The organism is Sphaerotilus sp. FB-3 (genome assembly GCF_023706025.1).
GTDB classification, from domain to species: Bacteria; Pseudomonadota; Gammaproteobacteria; order Burkholderiales; family Burkholderiaceae_C; genus Sphaerotilus; species Sphaerotilus sulfidivorans.
Window position 1 is genome coordinate 190,242 of the sequence record NZ_BQWE01000011.1, and the last position, 23,940, is coordinate 214,181.

At 73.6% G+C, this 23,940-nt stretch carries 18 protein-coding genes and 1 pseudogene; 11 read left to right on the top strand and 8 right to left on the bottom strand.

Annotated elements, in window-relative coordinates; genetic code table 11:
* Positions 1-106: 106 nt before the first annotated feature.
* The 3 genes from NFT33_RS05960 to NFT33_RS05970 are packed head-to-tail and all read left to right on the top strand — an operon-like array spanning position 107 to position 1,073.
* The gene (locus NFT33_RS05960) at positions 107-475 is read left to right on the top strand and encodes a guanyl-specific ribonuclease (RefSeq protein WP_149505386.1); all 369 of its coding nucleotides are present in this window, start codon (positions 107-109) and stop codon (positions 473-475) included.
* The gene (locus NFT33_RS05965) at positions 361-909 is read left to right on the top strand and encodes a barstar family protein (protein ID WP_375130815.1); all 549 of its coding nucleotides are present in this window, start codon (positions 361-363) and stop codon (positions 907-909) included. Before NFT33_RS05960 ends, NFT33_RS05965 begins: the two co-directional genes overlap by 115 nt.
* Positions 888-1,073 carry a hypothetical protein gene (locus tag NFT33_RS05970; RefSeq protein WP_149504790.1) on the top strand — a complete coding sequence of 62 codons (186 nt, stop codon included), beginning with the start codon at positions 888-890 and terminating at the stop codon, positions 1,071-1,073. Before NFT33_RS05965 ends, NFT33_RS05970 begins: the two co-directional genes overlap by 22 nt.
* 118 nt (positions 1,074-1,191) lie before the next feature.
* On the opposite strand, the gene rsmA is transcribed toward NFT33_RS05970, so the two are convergent.
* The 3 genes from rsmA to NFT33_RS05985 form a co-directional block, all read right to left on the bottom strand.
* A complete protein-coding gene (gene rsmA, locus NFT33_RS05975; RefSeq protein ID WP_220784606.1) occupies positions 1,192-1,977 on the bottom strand; it encodes a 16S rRNA (adenine(1518)-N(6)/adenine(1519)-N(6))-dimethyltransferase RsmA in 786 nt (261 codons plus the stop codon).
* Between the two features lie 62 nt (positions 1,978-2,039).
* A complete protein-coding gene (locus tag NFT33_RS05980; protein ID WP_251673884.1) occupies positions 2,040-3,545 on the bottom strand; it encodes a peptidylprolyl isomerase in 1,506 nt (501 codons plus the stop codon).
* Positions 3,546-3,552: 7 nt separating this feature from the next.
* Complete coding sequence (locus tag NFT33_RS05985) at positions 3,553-5,949, bottom strand: LPS-assembly protein LptD (RefSeq protein ID WP_251673886.1); 2,397 nt, start codon at positions 5,947-5,949, stop codon at positions 3,553-3,555.
* A gap of 116 nt (positions 5,950-6,065) precedes the next feature.
* Here NFT33_RS05985 and NFT33_RS05990 point away from each other — a divergent pair, with 116 nt between their 5' ends.
* The 3 genes from NFT33_RS05990 to gshB all read left to right on the top strand — a co-directional run bounded on the left by NFT33_RS05990 (position 6,066) and on the right by gshB (position 9,430).
* The gene (locus NFT33_RS05990; RefSeq protein ID WP_251673888.1) at positions 6,066-7,187 is read left to right on the top strand and encodes an aminoglycoside phosphotransferase family protein; all 1,122 of its coding nucleotides are present in this window, start codon (positions 6,066-6,068) and stop codon (positions 7,185-7,187) included.
* Positions 7,188-7,215: 28 nt separating this feature from the next.
* Complete coding sequence (locus tag NFT33_RS05995) at positions 7,216-8,385, top strand: benzoate/H(+) symporter BenE family transporter (protein WP_149505384.1); 1,170 nt, start codon at positions 7,216-7,218, stop codon at positions 8,383-8,385.
* 82 nt (positions 8,386-8,467) lie between these two features.
* On the top strand, positions 8,468-9,430 hold the full coding sequence (gshB, locus tag NFT33_RS06000) for a glutathione synthase (RefSeq protein ID WP_149504786.1): 963 nt from the start codon (positions 8,468-8,470) through the stop codon (positions 9,428-9,430).
* A 24-nt stretch (positions 9,431-9,454) separates the two neighbouring features.
* On the opposite strand, the pseudogene NFT33_RS06005 reads toward gshB, so the two are convergent.
* Positions 9,455-10,088, bottom strand: a pseudogene (locus tag NFT33_RS06005) (response regulator).
* A 245-nt stretch (positions 10,089-10,333) separates the two neighbouring features.
* On the opposite strand from NFT33_RS06005, the gene NFT33_RS06010 reads away from it, so the two are divergent.
* The 5 genes from NFT33_RS06010 (at position 10,334) to NFT33_RS06030 (ending at position 20,199) form a co-directional block, all read left to right on the top strand.
* Positions 10,334-10,498 (top strand): DUF1328 domain-containing protein, encoded by a 165-nt coding sequence (locus NFT33_RS06010; protein WP_149504784.1) that lies wholly within the window; start codon positions 10,334-10,336, stop codon positions 10,496-10,498.
* Between the two features lie 13 nt (positions 10,499-10,511).
* Entirely contained in the window at positions 10,512-10,736 is a 225-nt protein-coding gene (locus NFT33_RS06015) for a hypothetical protein (protein WP_251673890.1), read from the top strand.
* A gap of 108 nt (positions 10,737-10,844) precedes the next feature.
* Entirely contained in the window at positions 10,845-11,336 is a 492-nt protein-coding gene (locus tag NFT33_RS06020; protein WP_251673891.1) for a BON domain-containing protein, read from the top strand.
* A 61-nt stretch (positions 11,337-11,397) separates the two neighbouring features.
* Positions 11,398-11,619: a hypothetical protein gene (locus NFT33_RS06025; RefSeq protein ID WP_149504782.1), complete on the top strand. Its 222-nt coding sequence runs from the start codon at positions 11,398-11,400 to the stop codon at positions 11,617-11,619.
* A 3-nt stretch (positions 11,620-11,622) separates the two neighbouring features.
* Entirely contained in the window at positions 11,623-20,199 is an 8,577-nt protein-coding gene (locus NFT33_RS06030) for a GH36-type glycosyl hydrolase domain-containing protein (RefSeq protein WP_251673893.1), read from the top strand.
* Here NFT33_RS06030 and NFT33_RS06035 read toward each other — a convergent pair.
* The 4 genes from NFT33_RS06035 to NFT33_RS06050 form a co-directional block, all read right to left on the bottom strand.
* Positions 20,188-21,033, bottom strand: coding sequence for a metallophosphoesterase family protein (locus NFT33_RS06035; protein ID WP_251673895.1), 846 nt, complete (start codon positions 21,031-21,033; stop codon positions 20,188-20,190). The genes NFT33_RS06030 and NFT33_RS06035 overlap by 12 nt on opposite strands.
* Positions 21,034-21,043: 10 nt before the next feature.
* The gene (locus NFT33_RS06040) at positions 21,044-22,036 is read right to left on the bottom strand and encodes a diacylglycerol/lipid kinase family protein (RefSeq protein ID WP_251673897.1); all 993 of its coding nucleotides are present in this window, start codon (positions 22,034-22,036) and stop codon (positions 21,044-21,046) included.
* Positions 22,037-22,060: 24 nt separating this feature from the next.
* Positions 22,061-22,510, bottom strand: a complete 450-nt coding sequence (locus NFT33_RS06045) for a PRC-barrel domain-containing protein (protein ID WP_244954348.1) — start codon at positions 22,508-22,510, stop codon at positions 22,061-22,063.
* Positions 22,511-22,623: 113 nt separating this feature from the next.
* Positions 22,624-23,898, bottom strand: a complete 1,275-nt coding sequence (locus NFT33_RS06050) for an AGE family epimerase/isomerase (RefSeq protein ID WP_251673899.1) — start codon at positions 23,896-23,898, stop codon at positions 22,624-22,626.
* Between the last annotated feature and the right edge of the window lie 42 nt (positions 23,899-23,940).

The window sequence follows — 23,940 nt, forward strand, 5'->3', positions numbered from 1 at the left end:
AGGAAAACCCGTGTCAGATCAGGCTCGACCTGCGGTTCCATGGCTTGCCAGGGCAACTCGCGGGCGTTTCGTTGCTGCGGCGCTCCATGTGCTGGTGGCCGGCTCCATGCTGGCTGGCGCGCTGGCCGTGTCTCCGCCCGCTCTGGCGCGGTCCTCGCAGGAACTCTCCGAGTCCGCCGCTTCGGCGGCCGTGTCGCTGACCGAGCTGCCGGAAGAGGCCGGCGAGGTGCATCGGCAGATCTTGGCCGGCGGGCCCTTCCGCCATCCGGAGAAGGACGGCAGCGTCTTCGGCAACCGGGAAAGGCTGCTGCCGCGACAGACGCGAGGATACTACAGAGAATACACCGTCCCGACTCCGGGATCGCGCGACCGGGGCGCGCGGCGCATCGTGTGCGGCGGCAGAGAGCCGAAGACTCCGGATGTTTGTTACTACACGCAGGACCACTACGCGAGCTTCCGCCGCATCGCGCCGTGAGTTCCTCGAGGATCGAGAGCCCCAAGGGACCATCCACCATGCTTATGCAGACCGTGCGTCCGAACATCGTGCAGGCGATCCGCGCCTTCCGTGTGGACGACCTCATGTCGGCGGCCCAGGATCTGGGCCACCACTTCCTGTACGCCAATCTCTCCGGCGCCACCACCAAGCAGGAGGTGCTGGAGACGATCGCCCGGGCCTTCCTGTTCCCGGCCCACTTCGGCAAGAACCTGGATGCGCTGCATGACTGCATGACCGATCTGGTCTGCAAGTCGGGCACGCAGCCCGGCTTCGTCGTGGTGCTGGAGCAGCTACCCGACAGCGCCAAGTTCGACCGCGAGGGACGCGAGCAGCTGCTCGATGTCTTCCGCGACACGGCCGATTTCTGGGCCGAACGGAAGATTCCCTTCCGGTGCTTCTATTCTTTTCAGTAGCCCGCTCCCAGGACAACGGGCAATGGGAGCGGGCGGAAGTCGCCCAGGAGCCGGTCAAGCCGCCGCCGCGGCCAAGCAAGAACGCCGCGCCGGCCTTCGCGCCGCACATGCCGGTGATGAGCAGTGCCTTCGACACCTCGGCGCTGGTCGCCGTGGCCGCATGAGCCTGCACTGACGCAAGGGGTCGGCTGACGCCGACCCGCCGGATTCGCCATCCATGGACAGGGCCCGCCGCGTGCGGGCCCTGCGCATTTCAGCGCGGCATCCAGCGCCGACCCGGGGTCAGCGGCGGGGCGACAGCGCTGCGGCCAGCGCGATGTAGTCGGCCACCGGCACCTCTTCGGCACGGCGCTGCAGGTCGAAGTCCGGCACGCCCTCGCGGCCCTCGAGCCAGCGGCCGAGCGTGTTGCGCAGCACCTTGCGCCGCTGCGAGAAGGCGACCGTCACCAGCTCGCCCAGCAGCGCGGCGTCCAGTGCCGGCGCCACCGCCTTGGGCACCACCCGCACCACCGCCGAATCCACCCGCGGTGGCGGATCGAAGCATTCCGGTGGCACGTCGATCAGCGACTCGACCTCCTGGCGCCACTGCAGCATCACCGACAGCCGGCCGTAGTCCTTGCTGCCGGGCGCGGCGGCCATGCGGTCGACCACCTCCTTCTGCAGCATGAAATGCTGGTCCTCGATCAGGTCGACCGCATCCTGCAGGTGGAACAGGATCGGGCTGGAGATGTTGTAGGGCAGGTTGCCGATCACGCGCAGCCGCCGGCCGCTGCCCGGGGCCGCGCCCAGCGATTCGGCCAGCGCGCGGAAATCGACCTTCAGCACGTCGGACTCGACCACGTTCAGCTCGGGGCGGCGGCGCAGCCGGGCGGCGAGGTCGCGGTCGAGCTCGATGACGGTCAGGCGCTCGCAGCGCTCGACCACCGGATCGGTCATCGCGCCCATGCCGGGGCCGATCTCGACCAGGATCTCGTCCGGGCGCGGGTCGATGGCGCGCACGATCGCGTCGAGAATGCCGGTGTCGGTCAGGAAATGCTGGCCGAAGCGCTTGCGGGGAATGTGCTTCAAGGGAGGGAGCCCGCGCAGGCGGGCGGTCGTGCAGGGTGGTCAGGCAGGGCAGGCGGTCGACATCACGGCCCCGGCGGGTCGCGCAGCTCGACATAGGCGCGGGCGCGCACGTCGCGGGCCCACTCGGCATAGGCCTCCTCGGACTTCTGCTCGCGCAGCGCGTTGCGGGCCAGCTCGCGCTGCTCGCGCACGTCCAGGCGCACCTCGCGGCGTTCCAGCAGCTGGATCAGGTGCACGCCGAAGCGCGAGACGACCGGATCGGAGAGGCCGCCCGGGCGCAGCGCCGACAGCGCCTGCTCGAACTCCGGCACGAACTGGCCGGGACCGGCCCAGCCGAGATCGCCGCCCTGGGCGGCGCTGCCGTCTTCCGAGTGCTGGCGCGCCAGGTCCTCGAAGCGGGCGCTGCCGGCCTCGACCTGGCGCTTCCAGCCGGCCATGCGGCGCAGGATGGTCTCCTGCGTCAGGCCGGCGCCAGGGCGCAGCAGGATGTGGCGCGCACGCTGCTGGGTGACCGTCAGCGCGGCGTCGCGGCGCTCGACCAGCTTCAGGATGTGCAGGCCGGCGCCCGAGCGCAGCACCTGGGGCGCGACCTCGCCGGCACGCAGCGGGGTCAGTGCGTCGACGAAGAGATCGGGCAGCCGGTCGGCGCGGCGCAGGCCGAGCTCGCCGCCGTTGTCCTTGGCCGCGTCGGAGAACTCGCGCACCAGCGCGGCGAAATCCTCGCCCGCCCGCAGGCGCTGCAGGATCGTCACGCCGAGCTGGCGCTTCTGCGCGACCTGGTCGGGCGTGGCGTTCTCCGGCAGCGCCAGCAGGATCTGCGCGGCGTTGTATTCGGTGGCGGCGCCGTTCTTCTGGCGCTGCTCGGTCAGCCAGCTCTCGATGTCGGCGTCGACGATGCGGATGCGGCCCTGCACCTCGCGTTCGCGCACCCGCTCGAGCAGCATCTGGTCGCGCAGCGTCTCGCGGAAGCGCACGTAGTCCATGCCCTCGGCGCGCAGCCGCTCGCGCAGCTGCGCCACGCTGAGCTGGTTCTGCGCGGCCACATTGGCCAGCGCGCGATCGATCTCGGCCTCGTCGACGCGGGTGCCGCTCTCGCGGGCCTGGCTGAGCTGGGCGCGCTCGTCGATCAGCTGGTCGAGCACCTCGCGCTGCAGCGTGTCGCGGTCGGGCAGGCGTGTGCCGCTGCGGGCGGCTTCCTGCTCGATGCGGGCCACCCGCAGCTGGACTTCGCTGTTGGTCACCAGCTCGCGGTTGACGATCGCGACGATGTGGTCGCCGCCACGGCGACTGGCCGGCGCGGCGGCCGCCTCGGCGGCTGCAGCCCCAGGCACTGCCGCTGCCGGTGTGGCGGGTGAGGTGGGTGCAGCAGGCGTGACCGGGGCGGGGGCCGGGGCGACCTTGGGCGTGGCGGGCGTGCGCGCGGGCTTGCGGGTGCTGCCGCCGCTCTGGGCCTGGGCCGGCAGGGCTCCGCACAGCAGCGCGGTGGCCAGCAGGACACCGAGGCGGCGCTGCCACGGCGAGGCCGCCGTGCGGCGCGGATCGGAAGGCGGGAACGTCGGCTCGGACATGGCGGGATCAGGGGGCACCGGAGTTGTCGGCGGTTGCGCCGCGCGGGTCGCGCAGCAGCTGGTAGCCGGGGATATTGTCCTTCAAGATCGACAGCGGGTTGCTGCCGGCGCTGAGCCGGGACAGGCCGACCAGCTCGAGCTGCAGCATCAGCTGCGTCGAGGCGTTCTGCGCGCTGGTGGACTGCCGGCGCGCGACGACCCGGCCGATCCAGCAGCCGGCGTCGTACTCGAAGCCGACGATGGCGCCGCTCAGCCGGCGGTCGCGCAGGCTGTAGTCGAGCGCGCCGACGCCGTAGACGCGGCCCCGGCAGTCGCCGGCCGAGGATGCCGCCGGTGCGACACGGCTGCCCAGCAGTCCGGCCAGCGGACGGCCCAGATCGGCCAGCGGCCACTGCCAGCCCAGCGCGAGCTGCTCGCTGCTGCCACGCTTGAGGCGGTGGCTGGCATAGAGCGTGCGCAGCGGCCCCGGTGACCAGCGCGCACTGGTGATGGTGCGAACCAGGCGGTCGGTGTCGGGGTTGAACTGCACCGAGGTGTCGAGCGTCCAGTCCGGCACCACCCCGATCGAGGCCTGCAGCAGCAGGTCGGAGAAGCGGTTCGACAGCGGCACGCCGTCGGCGGTGATGCGCTGGTCGCGCAGCAGGTAGCGCTGCGCGATGCCGAAGCGCGCCAGCTCGGCGCCGCTGGCCCGGTCCAGGTAGCGGGTGGTCAGGCCGGCGGTGACCTGGTTGGCGTCCGAGACCCGGTCGATGCCGGAGAAGATGTTGTCCGAGAAGACGGTCGTGGCGTTGAAGTCGAGCGCCGCGCTGTCGAAGTCCGGCAGCGCCGACTGGTCGCGCCACGGGGTCAGCGCATAGAGCAGGCGCGGCTCGAGCGTCTGCACCAGCGCGCGGCCGAAGGCGGCGGTCTCGCGCTCGAGCGTCCAGGCGCTGTCGACGCTGAAGCCGGGAATGGTGCGGTGGGCGCGACGGCGGCCGTCGCTCATCGGCCGGTCGGTCTGGTAGGCGGCGCTGTTGAGGCTCAGGCGCGGCGTGAGCCGCCAGCCGGCGTCGCCCAGCGGCAGCGCGATCTGGCCGAGCAGGTGGGCGCGGCTGCCCTGGATCCGGTCGGCGTCGGCATGCACGAACTGGTTGACCTCGGTCTGCAGCGACCACTGCAGCGGCCCGCCGCCCGGATCGTTCCAGCGCGCACCGGCCTGCGGCGCGCGCTGGTAGGGCGCGACGATGCGGGTGCTCGAGCCGCTGTCCTGCAGCAGCTGCCAGCGCTGCACCCGGGCGTAGAGCTGCTGGTCGACTTCGCCCAGCGGGGTGGCGCGCAGGCGGCGGCGCTGTTCCAGCCGGCCGCGGCTCGACAGCAGCCGCGGCGTCAGCGATTCGGCGCCGCGCAGGCCGTCCTTCCAGTAGTCGCCGTCCGAGACCCGCAGCAGGCTCCAGTCGTAGCGCAGGCCGCCGGCCGCGGCGAAGGCGCCGCGCTGCTCCGAGCGCAGCGCCCAGCGCTGCTGGCCGGTCTGCAGATCGTTGGGCAGCGCGAACAGATTGGCCTCGCCGCTCCAGCCGGGCTGCAGGTAGCGGTACTCGGTCTCGAGTGCCGCGCCGCGCTTGCTCATCAGCGTGGGCGTGAGCGTCATGTCCTGCTCGGGCGCGATGTTCCAGTAATAGGGCGCCGACACGCCCAGGCCGGTGGTGCTGGAGGTGCTGATCATCGGCGGCAGCCAGCCGGACTTGCGCGCGTCGGTGACCGGAAAGCTCATCACCGGCAGCGCCAGGATCGGCACGCCCTGGAAGCGCAGCACCGCGCCTTCGGCCAGGCCCTCGTTGGCGTCGAAGTCCAGCCGCACCCGCCGGGTGCTGAGTTCCCAGGCCGGCGTCTCGCCGTCGACCAGATCGCAGCTGCTGTAGCTGGCCCGGCTCACCACCATGCGGTTGCGGCCGATGAAGTCGACCCGCTCGGCACGTCCGCCCGCCTGGGTGCGGCCCAGGTAGAAGCGCGGCGACAGGAAGTAGCCCTCCTGATGCTCGGTCTGCAGGTCCAGCTCGGTGCCGAGAAAATGGCTGTCCTCGCGCTGCAGCCGCACCGTGCCGAGCGCGTGCACCCGGTCGTCGTCCTGGCGGTACTCGATGCGGTCGGCCTGCAGCGACAGCAGGCCGCGGCGCAGCGTGGCCCGTCCTTCCGCCCGCAGCGACTGGCCGGTCTGGCCGATCAGGCGATCGGCCTCGACCAGGATCGGATCCTCGCCGCCGGCTGCCGCCTCGGCAGAGGGTTCCGCCGCGTTCGGGCTCACCCAGGGCAGCTGCAGGCCGCCCTCGCGCACCCAGGCCGGCGCGGCCGGGCGGCAGGTGGCCTCCTGGGCGATGACGGGCGCGGCCAGGCCGTGCAGCAGCAGGCAGACACAGGCCCGGGCCACCGGCGAGAGCGATCGCGGGCGCGGCAGCGGACGAGAGCAGGGGCGGGAAGTCGGCAGGGGCGGCAAGGGCGGCTCGCTAGAATCAGCCGATTATTTCACGCAGCCCCGTTCCGCCCGTGACCACCGCCGATTCCCTGCCCACCTCGCCCGCTCCGTCGTCCTCCTCCACCGAGATCGCCTGGAGCGATGACGCGCGCCGCGCGGCCTTCGCGCAGTGGCTGGCCGTGCAGGCCGCCGCGCACGGCCTGGACGCCGCCAGCGTGCGCCCGGCCAGCGCCGACGCGAGCTTCCGCCGCTATTTCCGCGTCGATGCGGCCGACGGCTCCGGCCGCAGCCTGGTCATCATGGACGCGCCGCCCAGCCACGAGGACTGCCGCCCCTTCGTGCAGGTCGCCGGCCTGCTGGGCACGGCCGGGCTGAACGCGCCCGAGGTGCTTGCCTGGGACGAGGCGCAGGGCTTCCTGCTGCTGACCGACCTGGGCGCGCGCACGCTGCTGGCCGAGCTGCAGGCGCAGGACTTCGCCACCCGCGAGGGCCTGAAGGCGGCCGACACCCTGTACCGCGGCGCGCTCGACGCGCTGATCGGGCTGCAGAAGATCGACGCGCAGGCGCAGGTGCCGGCCTACGACCGCGCGCTGCTGCGCCGCGAGCTCGATCTCTTCCCCGAGTGGTATGTCGCGCGCCACTGCGGCGTGACGCTGGACGCCAGGCAGAAGGAACAGCTGGAGAAATGCTTCGAGCTCATCCTGAAGACCTGCGAGGCCCAGCCGGCCGTGCTGGTGCACCGCGACTTCCACAGCCGCAACCTGATGGTGAACGCCGAGGGCGACGCGACCCGGCCCGGCATTCTCGACTTCCAGGACGCGGTCTGGGGCCCGGTGACCTATGACGTGGTCTCGCTGCTGCGCGACGCCTACATCGAGTGGGACGAGGCGATCCAGATCGACTGGGCCGCGCGCTACTGGGAGCGTGCCCGCAAGGCCGGCGTGCCGGTGCAGGAGGACTTCGGCCTGTTCTGGCGCGACCTCGAGTGGATGGGCCTGCAGCGCCATCTGAAGGTGCTGGGCATCTTCGCGCGCCTGTCCCACCGCGACGGCAAGGACGGCTACCTGAAGGACCTGCCGCTGGTCTGGCGCTACGCGCACCATGTGGCGATGCGCTACTCGGTGCTGACGCCGCTGGCGCGCCTGCTCGAGCAGATCGGCGACGTGAAGGCCGAGGACGGCTACACCTTCTGATGCCCGCCCGGACGCCGCAGTGAACCGCCTGACGGCCTTCGGTCGCGACCTCTCCGTGTCGGCGGTGGTCGCCGGCTTCGTGGCGATGCTGGTCGGCGTGACCAGCTCCATCGTCGTCGTCTTCCAGGCCGCGCAGGCGCTCGGCGCCGACGCGGCGCAGGTGACCTCGTGGATCTGGGCCACCTGCGTCGGCACCGGGCTCACCAGCCTGGGCCTGAGCCTCTGGTACCGCCGTCCGGTGCTGACCGCCTGGTCGACGCCGGGCGCGGCGATGCTGGTCAGCGCCGCCGCCGGCGTCACGCTGCCCGAGGCGATCGGCGGCTTCGTGGTTTCGGCGCTGCTGATCGCGCTGTCGGGTGCGACGGGCCTGTTCGCGCGGGTGATGGACCGCATTCCGCAGCCGCTGGCCGCCGGGCTGCTCGGCGGCGTGCTGGCGCGCTTCGCGCTGGACGCCTTCGCGGCGATGCCGGGCGATCCGCTGCTGGTGGGTTCGATGTTCCTGGCCTATCTGCTCGGGCGGCGGCTGTGGCCGCGCTACGCGGTGCCGGGCGTGCTGCTGACGGGCCTGCTGGTGGCCGCCGGCACCGGGCGCATGCACCTGGAGGCGGTCGACTGGCGCCTGGGCGCCCCCGTCTGGATGGCACCGGAATTCACCTGGCGCGGCCTGTTCAGCGTCGCGCTGCCGCTGTTCGTCGTGACGATGGCCTCGCAGAACCTGCCCGGCGTGGCGGCGCAGAAGGCCGCCGGCTACGACACGCCGGTCTCGCCGGTCATCGCCACCACCGGCGTGGCCACGCTGCTGCTGGCGCCCTTCGGCGGCTACGCGCTCAATCTGGCGGCGATCACCGCGTCGATCTGCATGAGCCGCGAGGCGCACGAGGATCCGGCGCGGCGCTGGACTTCCTCGGTGATGGCCGGGCTGTTCTATCTGGCGGTGGGGCTGGCGGCCGGCGCGGTGGCCGGTCTGCTGGGCGCCTTCCCGAAGGCGCTGGTGCTGGCGGTGGCGGGATTTGCGCTGCTGGGCACGATCGGCGGCGGGCTCGCTGCGGCGATGGGCGATCTCACCTGGCGCGAGCCGGCGCTGGTGACCTTCCTGGTCACGCTCAGCGGCCTGTCGATGGCGGGCATCGGCTCGGCCTTCTGGGGCGTGGTCGCCGGCACGCTGTGCGTGGCGGTGATGCGGCTGCGCGCGGGCTGAGCCGGGTCACGGCAGGGCCGCGCGGCCTGTGCAACACTGCCGCGAACCCCACCCGAGCGCCGCGCCCGCGGCCTGAACGACCATGGACCTGCTCTTCGTCGCCGACCCGATCGAAACGTTCAAGACCCACAAGGACTCGACCTTCGCGATGATGCGCGAGGCCGCCCGGCGCGGCCACCGCCTGATCGTCTGCGAGCCGAGCGATCTGGTGTGGGTGCGCGGCCACCGCGTCGTGGCGCGACGTGCGCGCACGCTGGCGCTGACCGGGCGCGAGCAGGCCGACTGGTTCGAGGTGCTGGCCGAGGGCGAATGCGTCCTGGCCGAGACCGGCGCGGTGCTGATGCGCAAGGACCCGCCCTTCGACGCCGAGTACATCTACGCCACCCACCTGCTGCAGCAGGCCGAGCGCGAGGGCGCGCGGGTCTTCAACCGGCCGTCCGCGCTGCGCGACCATCCCGAGAAGCTCGCGATCCTGGAGTTTCCCGAGCTGATCGGCCCGACGCTGGTGACCCGCCAGCCCGAGGCGATCCGCGCCTTCCACGCCGAGCACCGGGACATCATTCTCAAGCCGCTCGACGGCATGGGCGGCATGGGCATCTTCCGCGTCGGCCCGGACGGCATGAACCTGGGCTCGATCATCGAGACGCTGACCGACGACGGCGCCACCACCATCATGGTGCAGCGCTTCCTGCCGGAGATCGCGCAGGGCGACAAGCGCATCCTGCTGATCGGCGGCATGCCGGTGCCCTTCGCGCTGGCGCGCATTCCTCAGGGCGGCGAGGTGCGTGGCAATCTGGCCGCAGGCGGCCGGGGCGTGGCGCAGCCGCTGTCGCGCCGCGACCGCGAGCTGGCCGAGCACCTGGGCCCGATCCTGGCCGCGCGCGGCCTGCTGCTGGTGGGCCTGGACGTGATCGGCGAGTGCGTCACCGAGATCAACGTCACCAGCCCGACCTGCTTCCAGGAGATCACCCAGCAGACCGGCTTCGACGTGGCGGCGATGTTCGTCGACGCGCTGGAGGCGGCGCTGCGCGACCGCGAGGCCTGAGGCCCCCGGCCCGGCGTGGCCGGGTCAGACGATCAGGCCGTTCTTCAGCGCGTAGTAGGTCAGGTCGCTGTTGGACTCGAGCTTCATCTTCTCCATCACCCGCGTGCGGTAGGTGCTGACGGTCTTGACGGCTCAGCGACATGCTGTCGGCCATGTTGCCGATGGTCTCGCCCTTGGCCAGCCGCAGGAAGACCTGGAACTCGCGCTCGGAGAGCTGCTCGTGCGGCAGCTTGTCGGGGTTGCCGCCCAGGCTGTCGGCCAGCAGTTCGGCCACCGGCGCGGTGATGTAGCGCCGGCCGCGGTAGACGGTGCGGATCGCGCGGACGATCTCCTCCGGATCGCATTCCTTGTTCAGATAGCCGCTGGCGCCCTGGCGCAGCAGCGTGGTGGCGTAGTGCGTCTCGGGAAAGCCGCTGAGGATCAGCACCGGCAGATCGGGTGCGCGCGCGCGGATCGCGGCCAGCGCGTCGACGCCGCCGTGTTCGGGCATCGACAGGTCCATCACCATCACGTCGACCTCGCCGCGGCGCACCAGATCGACCGCTTCGCGGCCGTTGGCGGCCTCGCCGGTCACGCGCAGGTCGACCTGCTCGGAAAAGAACTGCCTCAGTCCGGCGCGGACGATGGCGTGGTCGTCGACGATGGCGACACGGATCATGGGGCTCTCCTGGTGGATTCGGTGCCGAGCGCGGTGGCGCGTGAACGGCTTCACGCAGTTTAGGGCCGATGTGCGGCCGACGCAGTCGGCGCATTCCTACAGGGCGCACGCCCTCAGGCCCACACCGCGACGCGGCTGCGGCCCGATGGTCGCAGGCCGGTGGCGTTCCTAAAGTGGCTCCATGCCCGGCGCATCGCCGGCACCCCCCGAACCCCCGGAATCACCTTCTGCCCCAGGAGCCCGCCATGCTGCACTACGCCGTCGTCTTCTTTGTCATCGCCCTGATCGCCGCGCTGTTCGGCTTCGGCGGCATCGCCGCCGGTGCGGCCGGCATCGCCAAGATCCTCTTCATCGTCTTCCTGGTCATGGCGCTGGTCAGCTTCGTGATGGGCCTGATCCGCCGCACCTGACGCAGGACGACGCATGAACTCCGATCCGCTTGATCCGGTCGATCCTGTCGGCCCGCCGAGCCCGCTCGATCCGTCGGCCGGACCCGACCTGTCCGGCCTGCTGGCCCGGATGCAGGACGAGGCCCTGGCCTGGGTGCGCGAGGAGCCGCTGAAGGCGGTGGCGCTGGCTGCCGCCGCCGGTGCCCTGCTGGCGCTGTGCCTGCCGGCCCGCGCCGATGCCCGCGACGACCCGGCCTGAGTCGCCCCGGCAGCCCCGTCGTTCCACGCCACTCCCTTCGTTCCCCGCCATTCCCGTCATTCCCGCGCAGGCGGGAACCCACCCCCGCCCCCATTCCAGGAGCCCGACATGAACACCCCGCGCAACGCCTCCCGCCTCTCCCACATGCTCTCCCTCTCGACCCCCGCCGCCCGCCGCTTGCTGACCCTCACCGCCACGGCGGTGCTGGGTCTGGCGCTGGCCGCCTGCGGCAAGCCGGATGACGATCGCACCGTCGGCCAGAAGATCGACGGCGCTGTCGCCGCGGCCGAGCAGCGCACCGAAGTGGCCAAGGCGGAAGCCCGCGATGCGGCCGCCGAGGTCAAGGCCGACGCCAAGGAAGCCACCGCCGAAGCCCGCGCCAGCGTCGATGACGCCGGCATCACCGTCGCGGTCAACGCCGCGCTGGCCGGCGACCCGAAGCTGAGCGCGCTGAAGATCGATGTCGACACCTCGAACGGCCGCGTCGAGCTCAAGGGCACGGCGCCGGACGACAGCTCGCGCCGCCGTGCCAGCGATCTGGCCCGGGCGGTCAAGGGCGTGGTCGCGGTCGACAACCGCCTGGTTGTCGCCAAGGGCTGACCCGACCTCATCCGACACGACATCCGGAACGACATCCAACACGACACGCCAGGGAGATTCCATGACACCGACGCGACCGGCCAGCGCCCTGACCCCCGCCTTGCTGCTTGAAGACCATCTGCACACGCTGCGCGCCCATCTGGGGCAGTGCCGCCATGCGCGCGGCCCGATGTTCGCGCTGGGCTGCCTGGCCGAGCGGGTCCATGCGCGCGTGGCCGGCCGCTTCGTGACGACCGTGATGGTCGCGGTGGCGGTGCTGCCGCTGGCGGCTTCCTGGTCCTGACGGATGGCTGCAGCGGCGAGCGAGGCGGTCGAGACGACCGCGGCCCCCGTTCCCCTCCCGATCGAGCCGCCGATCCGCTCGGTGCTGTTCGGGCGAGGCCATTTCGAGCAGCACGCCGCGCGGCTGGCGCTCTCGCACGAATGCCGTGCGGTGCGTGCGCCGGCCGCGGTGCCTTTCTTCCCGCGGCTCGACGAGAACATCGCGGTGATCCGCGGCGCGGTGGCGGCGCTGGAGCGCCTGTCGCGCGACGGGCTGAACCTCGGGCCGGCGGCGCAATGGCTGCTCGACAACGCCAGCCTGATCGACGAGCAGGTCAACGAGGTGCGCCGGCAGCTGCCGGCGCGCTACTTCGCGCGGCTGCCGGTGCTGTGTGGCGAGCCGCTCGACGGGCTGCCGCGCATCTACGGCATCGCCTGGGCCTGGGTCGCGCACAGCGACAGCGGGCTCGACGCCGAGCTGCTGTGCGCCTGCCTGCAGGCCTATGACCGCGAGCGCGAGCTGTCGCTGGCGGAGCTGTGGGCGCTGCCGACGACGCTGCGCCTGGTGCTGATCGAGAACCTGCGCCGTCTGGCCGAGCGCACCGCGGCGATGCTCGACGCACGCGAGCGCGCCCACTCGTGGCTCGAGCAGGCGCATGCGCCGGCGGCGCTGGCCGAGCTCGAGCACCTGGGCCAGGCGCTGTCGCGCCGCGGCGTGCTGCAGGCCTTCGCGCTGCAGCTGTCGCTGCGCGAGGCCGACGTGCCGCATGCGCTGCATGCCGGGCTGCAGGTCTGGCTCGACACGCACCTGCCCGACCCGGCCGCGGCGCAGGCGCAGCTGCACGACGAGATGACGCGCGACCACCAGAGCGTGCGCAATGCCATCACCTCGCTGCGCGGCATCGACCGGCTGGAGTGGCGCGAGCTGATCGCCGGCGTCAGCGTCACGGTGCGCACGCTGGCGCGCTCGCCGGTCTTCGCCGCCGAGCGCCAGGACACGCAGGACGAGACGCTGCGCGCGGTCGAGCAGCTGGCGCTCGACGGCGGCCTGCCCGAATCGCGGGTCGCCGCCGAGCTGATGCGCCGCGTCGACGCCGCGCCGGCGCCGGACGCGCCCGAGGCGGCGCCGGGCCACTGGTGCCTGGGCGCCGGGCGCGAGGCGCTGCGCCAGGCGCTCGGCCTGCCGCCGGCTGGCTTCACCGAGCGGCTGGCCGCCAGCCGGCGCTGGCGTGCCGGCCTGCATCTGGCGGCGCTGGGCCTGCCGACGCTGCTGATGGTGGCCTGGCTGATGCCGCATGGCGCGGCCGCCGTGCCCTGGTCGGCCGGGCTGCTGGCGCTGACCGCGCTGCTGCTGGCCTTTCCGGTCAGCGAGCTGGTCGTCAGCCTGGTCAACCGGCTGATCAGCGAGTCGGTGCCCCCGGCGCGGCTGCCGCGGCTGGCGCTCGACGAGGGCCTGGGGCCGCAGCGGCGCACGTTGGTGGTCATCCCGTGCATGCTTTCGTCCGACGCGCAGACCGACGAGCTGGTCGCGCAGCTCGAGCAGCATCACCTCTCGACCCGCGATCCGCAGGTCCAGTACGCGCTGCTGAGCGACTGGGCCGACGCCTCCACGCCGCATGCCGCCGACGACGAGGCGCTGCTGCAGCATGCCGAGCAGGCGCTGCGCACGCTCAACCGGGTGCACGGCCCGGCCGGCGGTGCGGCCGACCGCGACGCGCCAGCCGCGCCGCGCTTCCTGCTGCTGCACCGGATGCGCCGCTACAGCAGCACCGAGGCGCGCTGGATCGGCCACGAGCGCAAGCGCGGCAAGCTCGAGCAGCTCGTCGGCTGGCTCGACGAGGCCGGCCGCGGCGCGGTGCCGCCCGCCTCGCCCTTCCTGGCGCTCGACGCTCTGACGCAGGTGCGCCATCCGGTGCGCCATGTCATGACGCTCGACAGCGACACCGACATGCCGCCGGGGCGGCTGCTCGAGCTGGTCGGCATCGCCGCGCATCCGCTCAACCGGCCGCGCCTTGACGCGCAGCACCGGCGCGTCGTCGCCGGCCACGCGATCCTGCAGCCGCGGGTGGCGCTGCCGCTGGCGGCCCGCGCCGCGCGCACCCGCTTCCACCGCCTCTTCGCCGGCCAGGGCGGCATCGATCCCTACAGCGCCGCCAGCTCCGAGATCTACCAGGACCTGCACGGCGAGGGCACCTTCACCGGCAAGGGCCTGCTCGATGTGCAGGCGCTGCACGCGGTGCTGGGCGCGCGCCTGCCCGAAGGCCATGTGCTCAGCCATGACCTGCTCGAGGGCGCGATCGCACGCTGCGCCGGCGTCAGCGATGTGACGCTGGTGGAGGACGCGCCCGGGCATCCGGACGTCGCGGCCTCGCGCATCCATCGCTGGACCCGCGGCGACTGGCAGCTGCTGCCCTTCCTGCTGGCGCCGCGGCGCTGGCCGATGGCGCTGATCAGCCGCTGGAAGATGGTCGACAACCTGCGCCGCTCGCTGGTGGCGCCGGCGACGCTGGCGCTGATCGTGCTGGCGCTGGCCACCGGCGTGCTGCCGCCCGGCCGGGTGCTGCTGCTGGCGCTGCTGGCGCACGCGATCGGGCCGCTGCTGGGCACGGTCGCCGGTCTGGCGCCGAGCCGCGACGACATCTCGCTGGGCCTGTTCTGGCGCCGCGGCCTGGCGGACATGAGCCGCGCGCTGGGGGCCGGCGCCTGGCATCTGGCGCTGCTGCTCGACCAGGCGCTGCTGTCGCTGGACGCGATCGCGCGGGCGCTGTGGCGCCAGTGCGTGTCGCGCCGGCGCCTGCTGGAATGGACGACCGCGGCGTCTGCGGCCGCGGCTGCCAGCACCGCGCTGCCGGCGCTGGCGCGCCGCCACGCGCCGACGACGCTGGCCGCCGCCGCGCTGGCGGGCGCGCTGGCGCTGGCCGGCCCGGCGGCGACGCTGCCCTGGGCGCTCGGCCTGGCCCTGCTGTGGGCGCTGGCGCCGGTCTGGGTCGCCTGGGGTGCCCGGGTGCCGGGGCCGCCGCCGGCGCCGCTGGCCGAGCCGGTGCGCCAGTCGCTGCGCCATCTGGCGCGCGACACCTGGCGCTTCTACCTGCGCACCGTCACGGCGGAGGAGAACCACCTGCCGCCGGACAACCTGCAGCTCAGCCCGCAGCCGATGATCGCCTCGCGCACCTCTCCGACCAACATCGGCATGTACCTGCTGGGCGTGGCCACCGCGCGGGCCTTCGGCTTCATCGGCGTCGGCGACATGGTGCGCCGCCTCGACGCGACGCTGTCGACGCTGGAGCGCCTGCCGCGCCACCGCGGCCATTTCCTGAACTGGTACGACACCCGCACGCTCGCGGTGCTGCCGCCGGCCTATGTCTCGACGGTCGACAGCGGCAACCTCGGCGGCCACCTGCTGGCGGTGGCCGGCGCCTGCGAGGAGCTGGCGACGCAGCCGCAGCTCTGGCACGGCCAGCCGATGCTGCGGCTGGCGCTGGGCGAATCGGCGCAGCGCCTGGCGCCGCTGCGGCCGGCGCTGCTGGCCGGACGGGTGACGCATCGTCTGGCGCAGCTGGCGCCGATGCGCGAGCTGCCGCCGGTCGACGAGGCCGACTTCGCGCTACTGCCGCAGTGGCTGGCCGAGGCCCGCACCGAGCTCGACGCGCTGTGGCAGCGCGTGCCCGAGGTCGATGCCCCGGGCGGCGACGAGCGCAGCCTGTGGCTGCTGCGCGACCACCTCGACACGCTGGAGGCGCTGCTGGAGGACCTGCGCGCGCCGGCCTCGCTGGAGGGCCGGCTGCGCGAGCTGGCGGCGCGCTGCCGCACGCTGGCGCTGGCGCCCGACTACGCGATGCTCTTCGATCCGGTGCGCCGGCTGCTGCACATCGGCCTGCGCGCCGACAGCGGCCAGCTCGACGGCAGCCACTACGACCTGCTGGCCTCGGAATGCCGCCTGACCAGCCTGCTGGCCATCGCCAAGGGCGACGTGCCGGTGCGGCACTGGTCGGCGCTGGGCCGGCCCTTCGCGGCGATCGGCGACCAGGTGGGCCTGCGCTCCTGGTCGGGCTCGATGTTCGAGTACCTGATGCCCTCGCTGGTGCTCGACGAGCCGCAGGGCAGCGTGCTCGACCAGGCCGCCCACGCGGCGGTGCGGGAGCAGCGGGCGCAGGGCGCACGCGACGGCCTGCCCTGGGGCGTGTCGGAGTCCGCGCATGCGGCGCGCGACCACACGCTGGCCTACCAGTACGGCCCGCAGGGCGCGGCGCGGCTGGCGCTGCGGCGCACCCCGCCCGACGAGCGCGTGATCGCGCCCTACGCGACCGTGATGGCGCTGATGGTCGACCTGCCCGAGGCGATGGCCAACCTGCAGCGCCTGGGCGACCTGCAGGCCCGCGGCCCGCTGGGCTTCATCGAGGCGCTGGACTTCACCGTCTCGCGCCAGGAGCGGCCCGGCGAGCCGGTGCGGGTCGACACCGTCATGGCGCACCATCAGGGTATGTCGCTGGTGGCGCTGGCGGTGGTGCTGCTCGACGAGGCACCGCGGCGCTGGCTGGGCCGCGACGCGCTGATGCGCGCGGTGCGGCCGCTGCTGCACGAGGCGCCCCCGCGCGAGGCGCCGCCGCTGGGCGAGCCGCTGCCGCTGCCGCCGCCGCGCCGGTTGCGCATCGAGCGCACCTCGCTGACGGTGGAGGTGCCGCAGGACGGCCCGGTGGCGACGCAGCTGCTGGGCAACGGCCGCTACAGCGTGGGCCTGCGCGCGCATGGCGGCGGCTGGAGCCGCTGGCAGGGCGTCGGCATCAGCCGCTGGCGCGACGACGCGCTGCGCGGCTCGCCCGGCACGGTGCTGTGGCTGATGCGCGAGGACGGCCCGCCCTCGGCGCCGACCACGCTGACCGCGATGCCCGCGCCCGATCCGTCGGCGCGCTACCGCACCACGCTCGACGGCGACCGGGTGGTGTTCGAGGCGCAGCGCCCGGACCTGCTCAGCCGCGTCGAGGTGCGCGTCAGCCCGGAGGACGATCTCGAGCTGCGCCAGGTCGAGCTGGAGAATCTGGGCGATCGACCGCTGCCGCTGCGCCTGGTCTCGAGCCTGGAGGCGACGCTGTCGGAGCCGCGCGCCGACGAGGCGCATCCGGCCTTCGCCAATCTCTTCGTCGAGGCGGCGGTCGACCGTGGCGACGCGGCGATTCACCTGCGCCGCAAGCCGCGGCTGCAGGGCGAGGCGGAGGTGCACGCGGTTCACTTCCTCGCCGGTGCGCCGGCCGGGCTCGACGAGCCGCCGCAGTTCACCACCGACCGCGCGCGCTGGCTCGGGCGCTGGCATGAGCCGCACCGGCCGCGCGCCGCCGAGGGCGCCGAGCCGGCCGGGCCGGGCGGTGCGCTCGACACCGGGCTGGACCCGGTGGCGGCGATCGGCGTGCGGCTGACGCTGGCGCCGGGCGCGCGGGTGCGGCTGACCTTCGCCACCGCGGCGGCGGCCTCGCGCGAGCAGCTCGATGCGCTGGTCGACAAGTACCGCCAGCCCACGATCGTCGACCGGGTCGCGGCGATGTCGCACACGATGGCGGCGATCCGGCTGCGCGAGATGCAGCTCGACGCCGAGAGCTGGGCCGCGCTGCTGCGCCTGACCACCGCGCTGACCGCGCCGCTGTCGCGCGAGGCGCCGCGCGGCGGACCGGGCGCGCCGGCGCTGCGCTGCGACCGGCGCCTGCTGTGGCGCCACGCGATCTCGGGCGACCGCCCGATCCTGCTGGCGACGGTGTCGGACCTGGCCGGGCTGGCGCTGGTGCAGACGCTCAAGCGCGCGCTGCGGCTGTGGACGCAGGGCGGCCTGGCGGTCGACCTGGTGGTGGTCAACACCGAGCCGGCGTCCTACCTCAGCCCGGTCCAGCATGAGCTCAACCTGATGCGCGAGCGCCATCAGGCGCAGCAGGACCCGGCGCTGCCAGCGGTGCGGCGCTCGACGCTGCATGCGCTGGCGCGCGCTGCGCTGACCGAGGACGAGCTGTTCACGCTGCAGACGCTGGCGCGCCTGCACCTGCAGGCCGACAGCCGCACGCTGGGCCAGCAGATGCAGCGCTGGACCGCACGCCTGGCGCAGCAGGACCGCCAGCGCCGCGAGCAGCCGGCCTGGCCGCTGGCGGACCTGCTGCCGCCGGCGTCCGGCGCGGCTCCCGCGGCCGCCGCGGAGCCCCCGGACGGCCGGTTCGAGACCGACACCGGCGCGTTTGCCTTCGAGGTCGACGCACAGCGTCATCCGTCGCGGCCGTGGATCAACGTGCTGGCCAATCCGGGCTTCGGCACGCTGGTGTCGGAGGCGGGCGGCGGGCATGTCTGGGCCGGCAACAGCCGCATGCACATGATCACTGCCTGGTCGAATGACGCGCTGCTCGATCCGCCGTCCGACGGTCTGCTGCTGGTCGACCCGCAGCAGGACGGCCGCGCGCGCTGGATCGGCCGCACGCTCGACGGCGGCGGGCTGCGCCGCGTGCGCCACGGCCAGGGCTGGAGCGAGATCGGCCAGCGCTTCGGCGCGGTCGACACGCTGCTGCAGGTGGTGGTCGATGCCGAGGCGCCGCTGCGCCAGAGCCTGCTGCGGCTGACGCTGGCGCCGGGCGCCCCGGCGCGCCGGGTGCGGCTGACCGGCTGGGTCGAGTGGCTGATGGGCTCGGCGCGCCAGGAGCGGCTGTCGCTGCGCACCGGCATGCTGGAGCCCGAAGGCCCGGGCGGGCCGGTGCTGGCCTGCACCCAGCTCGACCACCTCGGCGGCCAGGGCGGCGCGACCGCCTTCGTGCTGCTGCAGCCGGCGCGCGCGCAGGACGCCGACGCGGTGCAGCCGGCCGGCTGGACCTGCGACCGCACCGAGTTCTTCGACGCGCACGGGCGCATGCGCCTGCCGCAGCAGCCCGGCGGGCGCAGCGGCGCCGGGCTGGACGCCTGCGCGGCGCTGGCGCTCGATGTCGAGCTGGTGCCCGGCCGCGCGGTCGAGCTGGTGCTGCTGCTCGGCCACGGCGAGGACCTGGCCGCGGCGCGGACGCTGGCCAGGCAGGCCCGGCAGCGCGATCCGCACGAGCGCGCCGCGCAGGCGCGCCAGCGCTGGGACGCGCTGCTCGGCCAGGTCACGGTCGAGACGCCGGACCCGCTGTTCGACATGCTGACCAACCGCTGGCTGCCCTACCAGACGCTGGCGTGCCGGATGTGGGCGCGCGCCGCCTTCTACCAGGCCGGTGGCGCGATGGGCTACCGCGACCAGCTGCAGGACGCGATGGCGCTGACGCACCTGGCGCCGGAGCTGCTCGAGCGCCAGATCCTGATCCACGCCGCGCGCCAGTTCGAGGCCGGCGACGTGCAGCACTGGTGGCACGAGCCGGGCGGCGCGGGCGTGCGCACGCATTTTTCCGACGATCTGCTGTGGCTGCCGCTGGCCTGCGCGCGCCTGATCGAGCGCACCGGCCAGACCGCGGTGCTCGACCGCCGGCTGCCCTTCCTGATCGGCGGCGAGATCCCGCCCGGCGCGGAGGATCTGTTCGAGACGCCGCAGGTCGGCGGCACCCCGGCCAGCGTCTACGAGCACTGCGCGCGCGCCATCGACCGCAGCCTGCGGCTGGGCCCGCACGGCCTGCCGCTGATGGGCACCGGCGACTGGAACGACGGCATGAACCGCATCGGCCACCAGGGCCGCGGCGAGTCGGTCTGGATGGCCTGGTTCCTGTGCGAGGTGGTGCGGCTGGCGCTGCCCTGGGCCGAGGCCCGCGGCGACGCCGCGCGCGTCGCGCACTGGCGCCAGGCGCTGCAGGGCTGGCCGCAGGCGCTCGAGCGCCGCGCCTGGGACGGGCGCTGGTACCTGCGCGCCTTCTTCGACGACGGCTCGCCGCTGGGCAGCGCGGCGGACGACGAATGCCGCATCGACCTGATCGCGCAGGCCTGGGCGGTGCTGTCGGGCGCGGGCGACGCGCAGCGCGCCCGCCAGGCGATGGACAGCGCCTGGACGCGCCTGTTCGACGCCGAGCACCGCCTGCTGGTGCTGCTCGACCCGCCGCTGCAGCACCACCAGCCCGACGCCGGCTACATCCAGGCCTATCCGCCGGGCGTGCGCGAGAACGGCGGCCAGTACAGCCATGCGGCGGTCTGGGGCCTGATGGCGATGCTGCGGCTCGGCCAGGCCGACCGCGCCTGGGCGGTCTACACCGGCCTGAGCCCGGCGCACCGCTGGAACGATGCCCGGCTCGGGCCGCTGTACGCGCTGGAGCCCTATGTGATGGCGGGCGACACCTACAGCCAGGCGCCGTGGGCCGGGCGGGGCGGCTGGAGCTGGTACACCGGTTCGGCCGCCTGGCTGCTGCGCGCCTCGCTCGAGCATTTCTGCGGCCTGAAGCTGCGCGCCGGCACGCTGGCGCTCGAGCCCTGCCTGCCGCCGCACTGGCCGCAGGCGACGCTGCGGCTGGCGCTGGACGGCCGCCGGCTGACGCTGCATGTGGTGCGCGCCGGCGAGGGCGGGCGGCTGGCGCGCGAGCTCGGACCGGCGGCGCGCCGGCTGCAGCCGGGCGAGATCGTGCTGCGCGAGTCGCTGGCCGACGGGGCGGTGCTGTGGCTGGAGCAGGCGCCTTCAGCCGCGTAGCGGCGACAGCGCCAGCAGCTGCGAGGCCACGCGCCGGAAGGCGCCGCCTTCGGGCGGGCACTGCCAGGTCTCGCAGCGGCACAGCCGGCCGTGGCGCTCGCCGGAGAGCGCCTCCAGCAGCATCACGGTGTTCGGGATGCCCTCGCGCAGGCGGCGCGAGACGGCGGTGCCGGCCTGGATGCTCCAGACCCGGCGCGGCGGCCGGGGCTCGGCGCCCGGGGGCGCGGGCAGCGGCTCGACCGCCACCGGCACGACGGCCGGCAGATGGATGTGGCCGCTCAGCAGCAGGTCGGCCCCGGCGCCGGCCCAGGCCGACAGCGCCTCGCGGTGATGCGTCGGGCGGTGCACCTCGTCGCCGCTGCGGGTGACCTGCAGCGGATGGTGGGTGACGACCACGCGGATCTGGCCCGGTGCGGCCGCCTGCAGCGCGTCGGCGGTGCGTGCGATCTGCCTGCGCGAGAGCGTGCCGTCGCGGTGGCGCCACCAGCGGGTGGTGTCGAGCGTCAGCACCTGCCAGTCGGGCAGGTCGAGCCGCGGCTCGCGCTCCGCGCCGAAGGCGGCGCTCAGGCGCCGGTAGGGATGGCGCAGCCGCTCGGCCAGATCGAACAGCGGAATGTCATGGTTGCCGCCGATCACCAGCCGGTGCGGCACCGGCAGGCGCGCCAGCCAGTCGCGGGCGCTGGCGAACTGCGCGGCGGTCGCGCGCTGGGTGATGTCGCCCGAGAGCACCAGCACCTCCGGGCGCACGCAGGCCACCAGCCGCTCGAGCGCGCTCAGCACCGCGGGCAGCTCGGTGCCGAAATGGGTGTCGGACAGGTGCAGCAGCCGGCTCATGCCTTCTGGATCAGGCTGAATCGGCCGTGTCGCGGGCGCCGAGCAGCCACAGCGGCCGGGGCGCGACCTCGACACGCAGCGGCAGCGGCAGCCGGATGCGCTCGCCGTCGATCGCGATGCGGACCTGGCGGCGCCCCGGCAGGTCGATGTCGAGCCGGGAGAAGGCGAAGTCCTGCACCGCCTGCGCCCGGCCGAGGCGTCCGATCAGGCCCTGCAGGATCAGGCCCAGCATGCCCGCGCGGCCGACCGGCGCCAGCGTCAGCGCACCCAGGCCGCCCTGGTGCAGCGCCGCGTCGGACAGGCCGACCTCGCGCAGCTGCAGCGGGTTGTTGCCGATGAAGAGGGTGGAGGCCTCGCGCTGCTCGCGGTGGCGCTGGCCGTCCAGGTCGGTGCGGGTCAGGTGCAGCCGCCAGCTTCGGCGTGGTCGCATCAGGCTGGCCAGTCCGGCCAGCCGCGCGATCCACTGGCTGCGGCCATGGCGGCGCTTCATTGCCTCGCGTTCTTCCAGCAGCTCGGGATACAGGCCCAGGCTGGCATTGACCAGGAAGATGCGGTCGCCGATGCGGCCGAGCTGCACCGGACGCATGTCGCCCGCCTCGATCGCGGCGAGCAGGTGGGGCAGCGCCGCGTCGGTGTCGGTCGGCAGGCCGTGCTGGCGGCCGAAGAAGTTGAAGGTGCCACGCGGCAGCGCACCGAACGGAATCGGGTGCTCCCAGAGCGCCTGCACGACGGTGTTGAGCGTGCCGTCGCCGCCGGCCGCGACGATCACGCCGCCGTCGCTCCGGGCCCGCGCCACCACCCGTGCCGCCAGCGCGGGCAGCTCGGCCGGCGAGCGTGGCGGGTGGACATGCCAGCGCCGAGTGCCGGGCGGCAGCGCTTCGGTCAGCTGGCGGGTGAGTTCATCCGGCCCGCCACGGCGGCCGCCGGCCCGCGGATTGACGATCAGATGCAGCGGCGCCGTGCGCGTGTCGATCGCAGGCCGGGCGGGCTGCACGGGCTTCATCACGCCAGGCCGGCTGTGCGTTCGTCAGCGCACGACGCTGCCGAGCGGGGTCACGCTCTGCCCGTAGTGCGCATGCACGTCGCGGTGCCACTGCAGATCGCTGGCCTGGGTCGGCCAGTGGTCCTTGTCGAAGCCGGGGGCGTTCTCGAAGGTCTCGGCACGCGCGTCCAGCACGAAGCATTCGCGATTGGTGTCGAGCGTCAGTGCGCCCCACGGAATGGCGAACAGCTTCTCGCCCAGGCCCAGGAAGCCGCCGCTGGACATCACGGCATAGGCGATGCGTCCGCCCGGCACGTCGAGCATGATCTCCTCGATCTTGCCCAGCGTCTCGTCGGCGGTGTTGACCACGGTGTTGCCGGTCAGCGTGGCGGCGGTCATCAGCTCCGGGCCGGGGCCGCTGGTGTCGGACAGGCCCTCGCCGACGATGCGGGCACCTTGGCTGGAGGACGGCGTGGTCATGTAGGGCGAGTTCATGCGGGACTCCTTGTGACCTCCTGGCGGAGGCGGTGGGTTGGGGTGTCCTGATGATGCGCACCCGGCTGCAATCCGCGCGTCAGGCCAGACCGGCTCTGGAGGCCGGACGCATCCTACGTTGTCTGCAACGCCCCCATCGCCCGCAGCACATCCCAGCACGCGCCCATCGTGTGGTAGTCGGTCTTGCCGGCGGGGCTCTTCTCGTCGGAATAGGCGCGGTTGTCGGGCGTGAGGATGCGGAACCAGGCGCCGTGGCGGTGGTCGACCAGGTGCGTCCAGCTGTAGGTCCACAGCCGATCGTAGGCCGACCACAGGGCGGTGTCGCCGGTGCGGATCGCCAGCAGCGCGGCTGCGGCCAGGCTCTCGGCCTGGACCCAGAAATACTTGTCGGCGTCGCAGACCGTGCCGTCGGGCGCGAAGCCGTAGACCAGGCCGCCGTGCTGCGCGTCCCAGCCGCGGCGCATCGCCACCTCGAAGAAATGCCGCGCGGTCGGCACGATCCAGTCGGGCCGCTGGCTGGCGGGCAGCCGGCTTTCCAGCTGCAGCAGCAGCTTGGTCCATTCGGTCAGGTGACCGGTCTGGAAGCCCCAGGGGCGGAAGATGTTGCTGCGGTCGTGGCGGTTGTAGTCCCAGTCGGGCGTCCAGTCGCGCTGCCAGTGCTCCCAGACCAGCGCGCCGTCGGCCGCCTGCGGCGCGGCCTGCGCGGCCAGGCGCTGCGTGACCGAGGTCGCCAGCGTCAGCGCGCGCTGCAGGTACTTGGCGTCCTGCGTGGCGTCCCACGCGGCCAGGCAGGCCTCGCAGGCGTGCATGTTGGCGTTCTGGCCGCGGTAGGACGAGAGCGTCTGCCAGTCGGCCGAGGCCTCGTCGGCGTACAGGCCGTGCGCGGGCTCCCAGAAGCGCGTCTCCATCAGCGCGAAGCAGGTCTCCAGCCCGGCACGCGCCTCCTCGACGCCGGCCATCAGCGCGTGCGCATGCGCCAGCAGCACGAAGGCCTGGCCGTAGGCGTGGTTCGTGCCGTCGATCACCCGCGGGCGGGCGCCCGGTGCGCCGCCGGCAGAGCGGTCCGGATCGTGCTCGATCACCCAGGCGTGGCCGCCCTGGGGCTGGGCATGCGCCTCGTCCAGGAAGCGCAGGCCGTGGCGCACCGCCTCCAGCCACTGCGGCCGGCGCTCCAGGTGGCGCCAGGCCATCGCGTGGTTGAAGATGAAGCGGGTGCTGCTGACGAGGTGGCGGGTGCGCCGGTCGTAGACCGTGCCGTCGTCGCGGAAGAAATGGAAGAAGCCTCCGGACGGGTCGATGCAGCGCCCGTCGTAGAAGGCCATCGTGTGGCGGATGTGCGCGCGCAGGACATCGGGCGAGCGGAAGTCGGGCAGGGTGGCGGCGGTCATGGCCCGATGATGACGCAGTGCCCGCGCGCCCGGCATCCGGGC

Excerpts from the sequence above, each read along its gene's own strand:
- NFT33_RS05960 (WP_149505386.1), top strand. The coding sequence starts at position 107 with ATGCTGGCTGGCGCGCTGGCCGTGTCTCCGCCCGCTCTGGCGCGGTCC.
- NFT33_RS05980 (WP_251673884.1), bottom strand. The coding sequence starts at position 3,545 with ATGTCCGAGCCGACGTTCCCGCCTTCCGATCCGCGCCGCACGGCGGCC.
- gshB (WP_149504786.1), top strand. The coding sequence starts at position 8,468 with ATGGACCTGCTCTTCGTCGCCGACCCGATCGAAACGTTCAAGACCCAC.
- NFT33_RS06010 (WP_149504784.1), top strand. The coding sequence starts at position 10,334 with ATGCTGCACTACGCCGTCGTCTTCTTTGTCATCGCCCTGATCGCCGCG.
- NFT33_RS06015 (WP_251673890.1), top strand. The coding sequence starts at position 10,512 with ATGAACTCCGATCCGCTTGATCCGGTCGATCCTGTCGGCCCGCCGAGC.
- NFT33_RS06020 (WP_251673891.1), top strand. The coding sequence starts at position 10,845 with ATGAACACCCCGCGCAACGCCTCCCGCCTCTCCCACATGCTCTCCCTC.
- NFT33_RS06025 (WP_149504782.1), top strand. The coding sequence starts at position 11,398 with ATGACACCGACGCGACCGGCCAGCGCCCTGACCCCCGCCTTGCTGCTT.
- NFT33_RS06030 (WP_251673893.1), top strand. The coding sequence starts at position 11,623 with ATGGCTGCAGCGGCGAGCGAGGCGGTCGAGACGACCGCGGCCCCCGTT.
- NFT33_RS06035 (WP_251673895.1), bottom strand. The coding sequence starts at position 21,033 with ATGAGCCGGCTGCTGCACCTGTCCGACACCCATTTCGGCACCGAGCTG.
- NFT33_RS06040 (WP_251673897.1), bottom strand. The coding sequence starts at position 22,036 with ATGAAGCCCGTGCAGCCCGCCCGGCCTGCGATCGACACGCGCACGGCG.
- NFT33_RS06045 (WP_244954348.1), bottom strand. The coding sequence starts at position 22,510 with ATGAACTCGCCCTACATGACCACGCCGTCCTCCAGCCAAGGTGCCCGC.
- NFT33_RS06050 (WP_251673899.1), bottom strand. The coding sequence starts at position 23,898 with ATGACCGCCGCCACCCTGCCCGACTTCCGCTCGCCCGATGTCCTGCGC.